This window comes from Saccharopolyspora sp. NPDC049426, from assembly GCF_040676935.1.
GTDB lineage: Bacteria > Actinomycetota > Actinomycetes > Mycobacteriales > Pseudonocardiaceae > Saccharopolyspora.
Genome location: NZ_JBFAPZ010000004.1, coordinates 190,121 through 201,699 on the forward strand (window position 1 = coordinate 190,121; position 11,579 = coordinate 201,699).

The window sequence follows — 11,579 nt, forward strand, 5'->3', positions numbered from 1 at the left end:
GGGTCAGGAGGCGCTGCGCAGGCTCACTCCACCGCGCCAGACCTCGGCGACCTCGTGCACCGGGAGGTCCAGGGCATCGCACAGGCCCACCACGGTGCCGAACGCCGGGGTCGGCAGCCGGCCGGATTCGATCTTGCGCAGCGTTTCGGGGGAGATTCCCGCCGCGCGGGCGATCTCGACCGCGTCGCGTCCTGCGCGCGCGTCCCGCAGCATCTTGCCGACGCGCGCGCCGGACTCCACCTGATCAGGGGTGAGAGGAAGCCGTACCACGACTCGAAGGTTACGGTGGTATTTAAATACCTGCAAGTGCTAGGATTGGTATTAAAATACCGACACTGAGAGTCGTAGGAGTACGAGTGATCGAGTTGAAGACGCCGGCCGAGATCGACAAGATGCGCGTCACCGGCGCGTTCGTCGCCGAGATCCTCGCTGAGGTCGGGGACATGGCGAAGGTCGGCGTCAACTTGATGGACCTGGAGCACCACGCGCGCCGCCGGGTCGAGGAGCGCGGCGCCCAGTCCTGCTACTGGGACTACTCGCCGTCCTTCGGCGAGGGGCCGTTCCGCAACGTCATCTGCCTGTCGGTCAACGACGCCGTGCTGCACGGGCTCCCGCACGACTACGTGCTGCGCGACGGTGACGTGCTCACCGCCGACTTCGCGGTGAGCATCGACGGCTGGGTCGCCGACGCCGCCCGCACGGTCATCGTCGGAACCGAGGAGGAAGAGGATCGCAGGCTGGTGCGCTCGACCGAGGAGGCGTTGCGCGCGGCGATCGACGTCGCCAAGCCGGGCAACCGGCTCGGCGACATCTCGGCCGCGATCGAAGCCGTCGCCACCGACTACGGCTACCCGGTCAACACCGAGTTCGGCGGGCACGGTCTCGGTCGCACCATGCACGAGGGGCCGCACGTGGCCAACCGCGGCAAGCCCGGTCGAGGCCTGAAGCTGCAGCCGGGGTTGACCATCGCCATCGAGCCCTGGTTCGCGCGCACCACCGCCCGCATCGTCACCGACCCCGACGGCTGGACCCTGCGCTCGGCCGACGGCTCCAACACGGCCCACTCCGAGCACACCGTGGCGATCACCCCCGACGGTCCTCGGATCCTGACCCTTCCCTGACGTCCACCCGCGGCGGGCGGCGATGACCACCTGTGATGACCTGAGCGGCAAATGGGATGTCCGCGGCTTCCAGCGCGGCTGGAAATCACGGAATTGTCACCGCGAGTGGTGGTCTCGGGTGGTCTCTCGTGCTTGCGGAGAGGTCAACTACTCCGAACGGGTTGCGTGTGATCGCGCGTTGTTCGGGTAGCGTTCAAGATCGTGGCGGGCGTGATCGAATCGACCGGGGGCGGGTGGCCGTGCCCCGGACCGCGCCCGCGCGAAGCGGTGGCCTGATGTACCGGCCGCATCCGTTCAGCTGGGTGCCCGCCGAGGGTGAGCGTCACGCCACCACCGACGCCAAGCCCCGCCACGGCTACCACGGCGTCACCGTGCGAACGCTGTGCTCCAAGAAGGTCACCGCCGACAACTCCGACATCGGCTGGCTGTGGCCCACCTGCCCGTCCTGCAACAGCGGAGCGCACGAACTCGCCGGCGTCCCCGTCGCGGGCGAGGGCGCGGACTGACGACGCCGACCCGGCACGCGGCCGCGCCGGCGTCGGCGCCGACGCTCAGCGCAGCGTGCGGTGGAAGAGCTCCAGCAGGGCCTCCCAGTGACGTTCCGCCCCCGCCTCGTCGTAGGCGGCGGTGTCGGCCTGGGTGTAGCCGTGCAGTGCGCCCTCGTAGACCTCGGTGCGGAACCGGACACCGGCCTCGGTCAGCGCCTCGTCGAGTAGCTGGATCTGCTCCGGCGGCAGGGCGTGGTCCTGATCGGCGTGGCCGAAGTACAGCTCAGCGGTGATCTTCCCGGCGACCAGGTGGGGGCTGTCCTCGGCCTCGGTGGCCAGGTTGCCCCCGTGGAATCCGCCCATCGCCGCCACGCGCTCGGGGTAGGCCCCGGCCGTGCGCAGCGCCATCACCGCGCCCATGCAGTACCCGGTGATCCCGACCGGTTCACCGGTGGTCAGCGGGCTGTCGGCCAGCCATTCCAGGTAGGCGCCGGCGTCGCGCATCGCCAGCTCCGGCGTGAGCTGCTGCATGATCGGGCCGATGGTCTGGAAGATCTCCGGCCGCGCACCCGGGTCGATGAACTCCGGCAGTTCGAACACCGGGGTCCGGCCCGCCCGGTAGAACAGGTTGGGCACCAGCACGGTGAAACCCTCGTCCGCCAGCCGGTCCGCCATGGCGCGGAGGTGCGGCCGCAGCCCGAAGGCGTCCATGTAGAACAGCACCGCGGGATGCTTCCCGCCGCCCTCCGGATGTGTGAGGTACGCATCTGCCACGCCATCCGGCGTGGTGATCTCCACCGAGGTCCCGCGTGCGGCAGTCATGGTGCTGTTCCTCCTCGTGGTTGACGCCGACCCGATCTAAACACTCGTTCACCAGCCGCGACGCACGGGGATCGGGCCCCGGGCGGTATGCCGGATCTGCCCCCGAGCACCCGCGAATCGCCGACGGATCCGTTCGTCCGGAATCCCGCTGAGCGGCCTCCGTCCACACCGGACGGCGTGGGGCGACTGGAATTGTCGAACGCTCTCGGGCACTCTGTGCTGGTCGAACGTCCGAACATGGGAGTCCTGGGGCTTTGAGCGGCGATGAGCTCGATTTAGAGCAGGAGCACCTGACCGAGTTGTACGCCCACGTGGACGCTCTGCGCGCGCAGGCGGCTGCCAGGGTCGAAGCCGGCGGTGATCCCGACACCGTCGCCGTCTGGAAGGCCGAGGTGTCGCGCCTGGACGGGATCGAGCACGGGCTGTGCTTCGGCCGGCTCGACATGAACGACGGGACCAGCGCCTACATCGGCAGGCTCGGCGTGTTCCGAGAATCAGACGACGAGCAGCTGCTGGTCGACTGGCGAGCGCCGCTGGCCCGCGCCTTCTACACGGCCACGGCGGCCGATCCGCAGGGAGTCCGGCGCAGGCGCTGGATCACCACGCGGGGCCGGACCGTGGTGACCGTCGACGACGAGCTGCTGGACTCCGACGGCACCGAGGAGCACCTGGTCGGCGAAGCCGCGCTACTGGCGGCCGTGACCGCCGAGCGCACCGGCCGGATGCGCGAGATCGTCACGACCCTGCAAGCCGAGCAGGACGCCATCATCCGCTCGGCGGAGCGCGGCGTCCTGGTCGTGCAGGGCGGGCCGGGCACCGGCAAGACGGCGGTCGCGCTGCACCGCGTCGCTTACCTGCTCTACACCCACGAGCACCTGCGCAACAGGGGAGTGCTGGTGATCGGGCCGAGCCGGATCTTCCTCGACTACATCGGGCAGGTGCTGCCGGGCCTCGGCGAGAACCGGGTGATCGCCTCCACCATCGCCGAACTCGGCGGTGCCCTCGACGCCGAGTCCGCCGATCCGGACGCCGAGCGCAAGGGATCGGCCCGGATGGCCGAGGAGATCGCCCACGCGATCCGCTCGCGGGTGCGGGTCCCCGACGAACCGGTCGAGGTGACCTTCGAAGAGCAGGTGCTGTCGCTGGACCCGGCGACGTGCCGTCGGGCGGCGGGCAGGGCGCGCGAGGCAGCGCTGCCGCACAACCAGGCGCGACTGGTGTTCCAGAACGAGCTCGTCGGCTCCCTCGTGGGATCGCTCGTCGAGCGGATGGAATCGCTCGTGCTCAGCGAGGACGGTCGTGCCCTGGACGGAGGCAGCGCCGACGGACGGCCGAGCGCGGCCGACCGCAACGCGCTCTCGGCCGCCGGGGTGATCGTCGATCCCGATGACGACGCCCCTCGGGAGATGATCGACTCCGCCGATCGCGACGCGCTGCGCGCCTCGCTGCTGGCCGACGACGGCGTGGTGGGCGCGCTCGACGAGCTGTGGCCGGAGCTGACGCCCGAGCACGTGGTGACCGACCTGATCGGCGGTGGTCCGCGCACCTCGGCCGACGTGCCGCTGCTCGACGAGGCCGCCGCGCTGCTCGGGCACGACGCGGGCAAGGCCGTGTTCGGCCACGTCGTCGTCGATGAGGCGCAGGAGCTTTCGGAGATGCAGTGGCGGATGCTGATGCGCCGCTGCCCCTCCCGGTCGATGACCCTCGTCGGCGATCTCGCTCAGACGGGCAGCCCTTCCGGAGCCAGTTCGTGGGGTCGGATGCTGGCACCGCACGTGGCCGACCGGTGGCGATTGGCCGAGCTGACCGTGAACTACCGGACCCCGTCGGAGATCATGGCCGCGACCGAGGACCTGCTCGCAGGCACCGGTCTGCGGCCGCCGCGCTCGGTCCGGTCCTCCGGCGAGGTTCCGTGGCTGGAGCGGGTTTCCCGCGAATCGCTGGGCGATCTGGTCGGCGAGGTCGTGGCCGAGCACGCGGAGGGTCAGCTCGCCGTGATCGCGCCGCCGGACCTGGTGAGCGAGCTCGCCTCGGTGGTGGGCGTGGGGTTGCCCGTCGACCTGACCGACGCGGTCGTGGTGCTGGAACCGGGCCAGGCCAAGGGGCTGGAGTTCGACTCGGTGCTGATCGTGGAGCCCGCCGCGATCCTCGGGGACGGCGGTTTCGGGCGCAGCGATCTCTACGTGTCGATGACGCGCGCGACCCGGAGGCTGGGTGTGGTCTGCGTGGACTCGGTTCCCGACCCGTTGGCGGGGATGGTCTCCCGCGAGCCCGCGTCGGCGGCGCGCTGAAAAGCGATTCGCATCAGCCGCTTTCGTGGTTGGTGCGTCGGCAGTCCGCACGTCCGCGATCGATGAACGCGGTCAACGCGTCCACAACCGCGTCGGGCTGCTCGTCGGGGATGAAATGCCCGGCATCTGGGATGACGACACCTGACACGTCGTCCGCCCAGGAGCTGATGGACGCGGCCATGTCGGGGATCGAGCCGTGGGAGCTGGAGATTCCCAGGGTCGGGACGGTCAAGCGACCTCGTCCGAGAGCGTCGTGATTCTTGCGCGCCGATTCCGCGGCATCGCGGTAGTAGGCGAGAGACGCTCGGAGACCACCCTCGGCCGCGAGGGCGGCGGCGCAGTGGTCGATCTCGGCGCTGTCGAACGTGTTCGGGGACAGCGCCTTGACCTTCAGGAACCAGTCGACGTAGTCGCGCTCGCGACCGGCGAGCAGCGTCTCGGGAAGATCGGGCACCAGGTGGAACGCGAAGTGCCAGGTCTTCCAGGCGCGGTCGGGATCCGTGGGGATGGCGTCCGGGAGGGTGATGCCGGGGATGCCGGCGTCGAGCAGAGCGACCCCGTGCAGGTGGTCTTCGTGCTTCAGGGCTAGCGAGAAGGCGACCCAAGCCCCGATGTCGTGGGCGACGAGCCAGTGCTTCGGGACGTTGAGCGCGGTCAGCGCGGCCTGGACGCGCGAAGCGACGGTGTGCGTGTCGTAGCTGTCGTGGGGGCGGTCGGAGTGGCCTTGTCCTGGCAGGTCGAATGCGATCACGTGGCATCGCTCGGCAAGGCCCGGCATCACCTTGCGCCAAGCCCGCCAGGTCTGCGGGAATCCGGCGAGCAGGACGACGGCGGGGCCGCTCGGCTGACCGCCTTCCACGGCGTGAAGTCGGATGCCGTCCGCGTCGACCCAGCGGTGGGTGAATCCCGCGAGATCGTGCAGCGGCAACCCGGAGATCGAGTCCTGGTCATGAGAACGGTTCGCGGTGGTCGCAGCGTCGGGCATGTCTCAAGCCTAAACCATCTTGGACCGATTAGTCCAAGATAGGATGGGCAAGGCACAACGGCAGGTACGCGAACGAGGTGCATGCGTGATGGCGGGGAAGAAGCAGTTCGATGTCGACACCGTGCTCGATGCGGCGATGGTCCAGTTCTGGCGAGCCGGGTACGCCGACACCTCCCTCGACGACCTCTCCAGGGCGACCGGGTTGAACCGCAGTTCCCTCTACTCCTCGTTCGGCGACAAGGACTCGCTCTACCTGCGCTGCCTGGATCGCTATGTCACGCGCTACGGGGAAAGGTACGACGAGGCGCTGTCGAGTGCGTCCGAGGACCCGCTGCGGGCGATGCGGGAGTTCTTCGCGGTCACGCTGAAGCGCATCGCCGACCCCGACCTGCCGGACGGATGCCTGGTCGCCCAGACCGCGATGGCGATACCGGTGCTGAGACCTGACGTCGCCGCGCGCGCGAGCGAAGCTCTGGGCCTTCAGCGCGCGCGGCTGCGGACCGCCTTGAGCGCCGGGAAGTTGGCCGACAGCGACGCCGACGACTTCGCCGTTCACATCGCGGCGGTCAACCAGTCGCTGGCCGTGATGAGCAGGGCTGGGGCGAGTCAGCAGCAGCTCCGCACGATCATCGACATCAGCATGAGCGCGCTCTCGCAGGCGTTTCACGCCCGGAGCTAGGGCCTGAGCTCCAAGTTCGTCGGCAGTCCAGACCGAGCAAGTCCTGAGGTGGTTACGCCACCTCAGGAACGGCCCCACGCCCTGTTCACCGAGTCGACGATGTGCTGGTACCCGGTGCAGCGGCAGATGTTGCCGCCCAGCAGTTCCCGGATGTCGGCGTCGGTCGGGTGCTCCTCCGGTTCGGCCGCGGCGAGCGTCGTGAGCAAGCCCGGAGTGCAGAAACCGCACTGCAAGCCGTGGCACTCCTTGAACGCCTGCTGCATCGGGCTCAGGCCGTTCTCCGGCGTGAGGCCCTCGACGGTGGTGATCTCGCAGCCGTCGGCCTGCACCGCGAGGGTGATGCAGGACCGCGCGGGCTCACCGTCGATGAGCACGGTGCACGCGCCGCAGACCCCGTGCTCGCAACCGGCGTGGGTGCCGGTGAGCTCCAGGTCGTCGCGCAGGAAGTCGACCAGCAACCGCCGGGCGGGCACCGGGCGCCGGATCTCGCGGCCGTTGACCGTCAGGGTGACGTCGCAGCTCGCGGTGGGGGTGTCAGGCATGGGGGATCTGCTCCAGAGCTCGCCGGGTGGCCGCGCGCAGGGCGGCGCGGCGGGTTTCGGTGTCGGCGTGCACGTCCTCGGGCGGATCGACCGACGAGGCTGCGGCTGCGGCGGCGTCGTCGATCGACTCCGCGGTGAGCGGGCGGCCCAGCAGCGCCTGCTCGGCTGTGGGGAGGCGTCGAACGGTGCCCGCGACGCCCAGCGCCGCCAGCCGGATCCGGGAGACCTCGGGTCCGTTGAGCTCGACGACGGCCGCGAGTCCGGCTAGGGCGAAATCGCCGGCGCGATGGGTGATCTCGGCGAACCCGTGACGGGCGTGCGGTCGGATCGGCCAGCGGGTTTCGGTGACGATCTCGCCCGGCCGCAGTGCGGTCTGGTACGGGGCCAGGAACAGCTCGGTGGCCGGGATCGCTCGGCGGCCGTCCGGACCGGTGGCCACCACCTCGGCGTCGAGCCCGAGGGCCGCGGCGCAGAGCTCGGCCGCCGGGTCGGCGTGGGCCAGCGAGCCGCCGACGGTGCCGCGGGTGCGGATCTGGTGGTGGCCGACGTGGCGCAGCGCGTCCACCAGCAGCGGGCAGGTCTGGGCGACCAGCGACGAGGTTTCGACCGCGCGCTGGCGGGTGGCGGGCCCGATCACCAGCTCCTCGCCGTCGCGGTGCAGTTCGGCCATGCCGGGCAGTCGGGTGATGTCGACCAGCGTGCTGGGCCGGGCCAGCCGGAAGTTCATCATCGGCAGCAGGCTCTGCCCACCGGCGAGGAGCTTGGCGTCCTCGTCGGCTGCCAGCAGCTCGATCGCGTCGGTGACGGTGCCGGGGCGGACGTAGTCGAACGGCGGCGGCTTCACGAGCGGGCCTCCTCGATCAAGCGGCGCACCACCGTTGGAGTCAACGGTGTCGTGGCGATCCCGGTGACGCCCAGCGGTTCGAGCGCGTTCTCGACCGCCCCGGCGATCGCCGCCGGCGGGCCGATGATGCCGGCCTCACCGGCGCCCTTGGCGCCGAACGGGGTCTCCGGAGCGGGACCGCCCAACTCCTCGACGACCATCTCGGGGATCTCGCGGGCGCTGGGCAGCAGGTATTCCGCGAACGTGGTGGCCAGCGGTTGACCGTCCTCGTAGGGGAGCTGTTCGTAGAGCGTTCCGCCGATGCCCTGCGCGACCCCGCCGTGGATCTGGCCGGCGACGGTCAGCGGGTTGATGACGCGGCCGCAGTCGTGCACCACGGCGTAGCGCACCACCTCGACGACGCCGGTGTCGGCGTCGACGCGGACGACCGCGGCGTGGGTGGCGTTGGTGTAGCCGGCGGCGGCGTTCATCTTGCCGTCGGGACGCGGGACGTGGTCCAGGCCGGGCGGCTCGTAGACGGCGCGCGCCTCCAGACCCGGCTCGACCCCGGGTGGGAGCTCGAAGGTCCGGTTCAGCGCCGACTGGGCCACCTGGGCCCAGGAGACGGCGCTGCCGGGACTGCCCCGGACCTGGAAACGCCCCTCGGTGAGCTCCAGGTCGTCCGGGGACGCCTCCAGGAGGTGTGCGGCGATGTCGGTTCCCTTGCGGCGCAACACCTCTGATGCGCGTTCGATCGCTCCGCCGGCCACGAGCGTGCCGCGGCTGGCCCAGCTGCCGAGGCCGAACGACGCCGTGTCGGTGTCGCCCATGACGACCCGGACCTGCTCGATCGGGATCGACAGCGACTCGGCGACGAGCGTGGCGACCGTGGTGTGCGCGCCCTGGCCCATCGCCGAGATCCCGACGGCCGCGGTGACGCCGCCGTCGGAGTCGAAGCGGACGTCGGCCGAGTCCTGACTGCTCCAGGTTCCGGTGATGGAGAACGTGGTGGAGGCGACGCCCTCGACGTAGGTGGCGTAGCCGACGCCCAGGTGAGTTCCGGGTTCGGCGATGTCGCGTTCCTCGGCCAGCATCCGCTCGCCCAGCTCCACGGCGCGTTCGAAGGCCTCGCGGTGGGTGCCGGACACCAGCCGGGCGCCGGCGGCGGTCTCGTAGGGCAGGTCTTGCGGGGCGAGGATCATCCTGCGCCGCAGCTCCACCGGGTCGATGCCCAGCTCGCGTCCGATCTTGTCCACCAGCCGCTCGATCGCGAAGGTCCCCTCCGGGGCGCCGAAACCCCGGTACCCGCCGGTCGGCGTCTTGTTGGTGACCACGCCCTGCACCGCGATGGCCTGGTGCGGGATCCGGTAGGGCCCGCACAGCGAGCCGACCGCGACCAGGCTCGGCCCGTACCCGGCGGGGAAGATCTCGCCGGATCCGAGGTCGGTGCGCACCCGGCCGCGCAGCGCTGCGATCGTGCCGTCCTCGCGAACGGCCGCCGACAGATCGATCCTGGTGTCGCGGGCGTGGGTGGCGGCGATCAGGTGCTCGTGCCGGTCCTCGATCCACCGGACCGGGCGGCGCAACCGCATCGCCAGCCACGGTACGAGGTATTCCTCCGGGTAGATCTCGTTCTTCTGCCCGAACCCGCCACCGAGGTCCGGCGTGATCACCCGGATGTCGCGCTCGGGCATGCCGAGGACGGTGGCGAGCATGGCGCGCACGACGTAGGCCGCCTGGGTCGAGGTCCACACCGTCAGCCGGTCGTCGCGGAACTCGGCCACCACCCCGCGACCTTCGAGCGGCACCGCCGAGTGGCGGTTCGTGGTGAACGTTCCGCTGACGGTGCGGTACCGCTCGAACGCGGCGTCGACCTCGGCGTCGTCGGGCTCGACCGACAGCAGCAGGTTGTCGTCCCAGTCCGGGTACAGCAGCGCGGCGTCGGGGGAGAGGGCGTCGTCGACGGTGTCCACGGTGGACAGCGGTCGCAGATCCGCGTCGACGAGTTCGGCGGCGTCCTCGGCGAGGTAGCGGTCATCGGCGACCACGACGGCCAGCGGGCAGCCGACGTAGCGGACCCGGTCGCGCGCGAGCGGGAAGTGCTGCACCGCTCGAACCCACGGCATCCGGTCGGGAACCGCGTCGAGGTCCAGGTCCGCTCCGTCGAACACCGCGTGCACACCGGGTGAGGCGAGCGCGGCGGTCTTGTCGACGCCGCGCACCAGGGCGTGCGGGACGTCGCTTCGCACGAACGCGGCCTCCACCATGCCCGGCAGCACGACGTCGGCCACGTAGCGGGCTCGGCCGGTGAGCAGCCTGTCGTCCTCGACGCGTGCTGTGCGAACACCCAGCAGAGTGGGCCGCCCGCCCTGCATCGCCTGCATCAGACCTCCCCAGTGATCCCGCTGGACGGCTCAGTGATGGCCATCACAGCGGTGGATCCACGGTAGCCTGCTGCAGCTCCGGGGACGTGCGCAATCCTCCGGATGGACGGCACCCCGGGAGGCGCGCTCAGCTCAGGGCCTTGGCCAGTCTGCGCAGTCCCTCGGCGATGGTGGCGGGGGCGAAGGTGGTGAACGACAACCGCATCGTCGCGCGGTCGGGTTCGCTCACCTGGAACGCCGCGCCGGGCACGAACGCCACGTCGTGGCCGAGCGCCTCCTGCAGCACCTCGGCGGTGTCGACCTCGCCGGGAAGCCGCACCCACACGAACATCCCGCCCTCGGGTTCGGTGATCTCGGTGCCCGCCGGGGCGATCTCGCGCAGCCCGACCAGCATCGCGTCCCGCCGCTCCCGGTAGGTCTCGCACAGCACGCGCACCCGCGCGTCGAGGTCGGCGGTCGCGAGGTATTCCGCCGCCGCGGCCTGATCGATCGTGGAGGTGTGCAGATCGGCGGCCTGCTTGAGGATCGTGAGCTGCTGCCGCAGCTGCGCGGGCGCGCGCAACCAGCCCACCCGCATGCCCGGTGAGACGATCTTGGAGAAGCTGCCCAGGTAGATCGACCGGTCCGGCACCCGCGCGGACAACGGGCTCAACGGCCGTCCGCTGTAGCGCAGTTCGCCGTAGGGATCGTCCTCGATCAGCCAGAAGTCGTGCCGCGCGGCGATGTCGGCGATCCGGTCGCGCCGCGCCTCGCCGATCGTGCGGCCGGTGGGGTTGGAGAACGTCGGCACCAGGTACAGCAGCGCCGGGCGTTCGCTCGCGGCGATGCGCTCCAGCGCAACGGGATCGATGCCCTCCTCGTCGGAGGGCACGGGCACGATCCGGGCCTGCGCGAGCTGGAAGCACTGCACGGCCGAGAGGTAGACGGGTTCTTCCACCAGCACCACGGCGCCGGGGTCCAGCAGCGCCGAGGCGACCAGGTTCAGGCCCTGCTGGGAGCCGGTGGTGACCAGCAGGTCGTCGCATCCGGTGGGCAGGCCCTGCCGGGTGAGGCGGTCGGCCACGATCTCCCGCAGCGCCGGGTCGCCTTCGGTGGGCGAGTACTGCAGCGCGCGGGCGGCGTCGGGATCGGCGAGCGCCCGCGCGAACGCGGCGCGCAACCCGTCGGTGTCGAACAGCTCCGGGGCGGGAAGCCCGCCGGCGAAGGAGATCACGCCTGGTCGGCGGGTGAGCGCGAGCAGGTCGCGCACCGGTGAACTGGTGACCCCGTCCATACGGGTGGCGCGGGCAAGAGAGGACATGAGAGCTCCTGGAACGACAGGCGATGACGAGAAGCGGGGCGTCGGGCCGCAGTGTTGCCGCTGGCGCGCCTCACGGAACGGCTTCGCTGTTCGAGGAGCCAACCGGGATCGTAAAGCACCGGATCCGGCCGGTCACCCGAATTT

At 70.8% G+C, this 11,579-nt stretch carries 11 protein-coding genes; 4 read left to right on the forward strand and 7 right to left on the reverse strand.

Features of this window, described 5'->3' with window-relative positions; all coding sequences use genetic code 11:
* Nucleotides 1-3: 3 nt before the first annotated feature.
* Nucleotides 4-270: a helix-turn-helix transcriptional regulator gene (locus tag AB0J78_RS09830; RefSeq protein ID WP_132673455.1), complete on the reverse strand. Its 267-nt coding sequence runs from the start codon at nucleotides 268-270 to the stop codon at nucleotides 4-6.
* Nucleotides 271-356: 86 nt separating this feature from the next.
* On the opposite strand from AB0J78_RS09830, the gene map reads away from it, so the two are divergent.
* Both map and AB0J78_RS09840 read left to right on the forward strand, forming a co-directional pair.
* Nucleotides 357-1,121, forward strand: coding sequence for a type I methionyl aminopeptidase (gene map, locus AB0J78_RS09835; RefSeq protein WP_363788327.1), 765 nt, complete (start codon nucleotides 357-359; stop codon nucleotides 1,119-1,121).
* Between the two features lie 275 nt (nucleotides 1,122-1,396).
* Complete coding sequence (locus tag AB0J78_RS09840; protein WP_363788328.1) at nucleotides 1,397-1,627, forward strand: zinc finger protein; 231 nt, start codon at nucleotides 1,397-1,399, stop codon at nucleotides 1,625-1,627.
* Nucleotides 1,628-1,672: 45 nt separating this feature from the next.
* On the opposite strand, the gene AB0J78_RS09845 is transcribed toward AB0J78_RS09840, so the two are convergent.
* Nucleotides 1,673-2,431, reverse strand: coding sequence for a dienelactone hydrolase family protein (locus tag AB0J78_RS09845; protein WP_363788329.1), 759 nt, complete (start codon nucleotides 2,429-2,431; stop codon nucleotides 1,673-1,675).
* A 254-nt stretch (nucleotides 2,432-2,685) separates the two neighbouring features.
* On the opposite strand from AB0J78_RS09845, the gene AB0J78_RS09850 reads away from it, so the two are divergent.
* Nucleotides 2,686-4,722 carry an AAA family ATPase gene (locus AB0J78_RS09850; RefSeq protein ID WP_363788330.1) on the forward strand — a complete coding sequence of 679 codons (2,037 nt, stop codon included), beginning with the start codon at nucleotides 2,686-2,688 and terminating at the stop codon, nucleotides 4,720-4,722.
* A gap of 13 nt (nucleotides 4,723-4,735) precedes the next feature.
* Here AB0J78_RS09850 and AB0J78_RS09855 read toward each other — a convergent pair whose 3' ends face one another.
* Nucleotides 4,736-5,707, reverse strand: a complete 972-nt coding sequence (locus AB0J78_RS09855; RefSeq protein ID WP_363788331.1) for an alpha/beta hydrolase — start codon at nucleotides 5,705-5,707, stop codon at nucleotides 4,736-4,738.
* Between the two features lie 88 nt (nucleotides 5,708-5,795).
* On the opposite strand from AB0J78_RS09855, the gene AB0J78_RS09860 reads away from it, so the two are divergent.
* The gene (locus AB0J78_RS09860) at nucleotides 5,796-6,386 is read left to right on the forward strand and encodes a TetR/AcrR family transcriptional regulator (protein WP_363788332.1); all 591 of its coding nucleotides are present in this window, start codon (nucleotides 5,796-5,798) and stop codon (nucleotides 6,384-6,386) included.
* A gap of 62 nt (nucleotides 6,387-6,448) precedes the next feature.
* Here AB0J78_RS09860 and AB0J78_RS09865 read toward each other — a convergent pair whose 3' ends face one another.
* From AB0J78_RS09865 to AB0J78_RS09880, 4 genes are all read right to left on the reverse strand, one after another.
* A complete protein-coding gene (locus tag AB0J78_RS09865; protein WP_363788333.1) occupies nucleotides 6,449-6,928 on the reverse strand; it encodes a (2Fe-2S)-binding protein in 480 nt (159 codons plus the stop codon).
* Nucleotides 6,921-7,772: a xanthine dehydrogenase family protein subunit M gene (locus AB0J78_RS09870; protein ID WP_363788334.1), complete on the reverse strand. Its 852-nt coding sequence runs from the start codon at nucleotides 7,770-7,772 to the stop codon at nucleotides 6,921-6,923. The genes AB0J78_RS09865 and AB0J78_RS09870 overlap by 8 nt, the downstream gene beginning before the upstream one ends.
* The gene (locus tag AB0J78_RS09875) at nucleotides 7,769-10,135 is read right to left on the reverse strand and encodes a xanthine dehydrogenase family protein molybdopterin-binding subunit (RefSeq protein ID WP_363788335.1); all 2,367 of its coding nucleotides are present in this window, start codon (nucleotides 10,133-10,135) and stop codon (nucleotides 7,769-7,771) included. Before AB0J78_RS09875 ends, AB0J78_RS09870 begins: the two co-directional genes overlap by 4 nt.
* 127 nt (nucleotides 10,136-10,262) lie before the next feature.
* Nucleotides 10,263-11,435 (reverse strand): PLP-dependent aminotransferase family protein, encoded by a 1,173-nt coding sequence (locus AB0J78_RS09880; RefSeq protein ID WP_363788336.1) that lies wholly within the window; start codon nucleotides 11,433-11,435, stop codon nucleotides 10,263-10,265.
* Between the last annotated feature and the right edge of the window lie 144 nt (nucleotides 11,436-11,579).

Coding starts and splice junctions, on each gene's coding strand:
- AB0J78_RS09840 (WP_363788328.1), top strand. CDS start 1,397: ATGTACCGGCCGCATCCGTTCAGCTGGGTGCCCGCCGAGGGTGAGCGT.
- AB0J78_RS09845 (WP_363788329.1), bottom strand. CDS start 2,431: ATGACTGCCGCACGCGGGACCTCGGTGGAGATCACCACGCCGGATGGC.
- AB0J78_RS09855 (WP_363788331.1), bottom strand. CDS start 5,707: ATGCCCGACGCTGCGACCACCGCGAACCGTTCTCATGACCAGGACTCG.
- AB0J78_RS09860 (WP_363788332.1), top strand. CDS start 5,796: ATGGCGGGGAAGAAGCAGTTCGATGTCGACACCGTGCTCGATGCGGCG.
- AB0J78_RS09865 (WP_363788333.1), bottom strand. CDS start 6,928: ATGCCTGACACCCCCACCGCGAGCTGCGACGTCACCCTGACGGTCAAC.
- AB0J78_RS09875 (WP_363788335.1), bottom strand. CDS start 10,135: ATGCAGGCGATGCAGGGCGGGCGGCCCACTCTGCTGGGTGTTCGCACA.
- AB0J78_RS09880 (WP_363788336.1), bottom strand. CDS start 11,435: ATGTCCTCTCTTGCCCGCGCCACCCGTATGGACGGGGTCACCAGTTCA.